Annotated in this window: 1 protein-coding gene; it reads left to right on the top strand. The window is 57.2% G+C overall.

Going from position 1 to position 775, the window contains the following annotated elements:
- Positions 1-775 (top strand): acetyl-CoA C-acyltransferase (locus tag AZ66_RS29380; RefSeq protein ID WP_044358210.1); only part of this gene is annotated, 775 nt, incomplete at both ends.

Raw genomic sequence — 775 nt, 5'->3', positions numbered from 1 at the left:
ATGCGGCTCGGGTTTGAAGGCGGTCATCATGGCTGCGCAGGCCATCAAGGCTGATGATGCAGATCTCATTGTTGCGGGCGGCATGGAAAATATGTCGCTTGCACCTTATGTATTGGCGCAGGGAAGAACGGGATACCGGCTTGGGAATGGGGTAGTTGAGGACAGCATCCTCAAAGACGGACTTACCTGTTCGATATGTGACATTCATATGGGCAAAACTGCGGAAAATATTGCGGCGAAATATGGAATTGCGCGAGAAGAGCAAGATGCCTTCGCTCTGACGAGTCAACAGCGGGCTAGCGAGGCATGGGAGCGCAGTGAGTTCTCCGCTGAAATCGTGCCGGTGGAGATTCGAACCAAGAAGGGGTTGGCGACAATTGAAGCCGATGAGCATTTCCGTCCTGATGTGACGTCTGCTGCCCTGGCCCGACTCAAGCCTGCATTCCAGCCAGACGGCACGGTAACAGCCGGAAATGCTTCCGGCATTAACGATGGGGCGGCAGCGCTAGTGGTCTGCTCTGGGCGTATGGCGAAGCAGCTTGGGCTGTCCGTGCTGGCGCGCGTCCGCGGCTATGCCTGCACCGGCGTGGACCCAGCCTTTATGGGCATGGGCCCTGTATCAGCCGCGCAGGCGGCGGTAAAGAAGGCGGGCATGTCGCTGGCGGATATTGACCTGGCGGAAATAAATGAAGCTTTCGCCGCCCAATCGATTGCCGTCATCAATGAGCTTGGGATCGATCCAGCAATCGTCAATGTGAACGGCGGCGCCATTGCA

Source organism: Paenibacillus sp. E194 (assembly GCF_000935845.1).
In the GTDB taxonomy this organism is placed as follows: domain Bacteria; phylum Bacillota; class Bacilli; order Paenibacillales; family Paenibacillaceae; genus Paenibacillus_B; species Paenibacillus_B alvei_B.
Note: the sequence above shows the minus strand (reverse complement) of the source record. Positions and strands in the feature narration are given on the sequence as shown.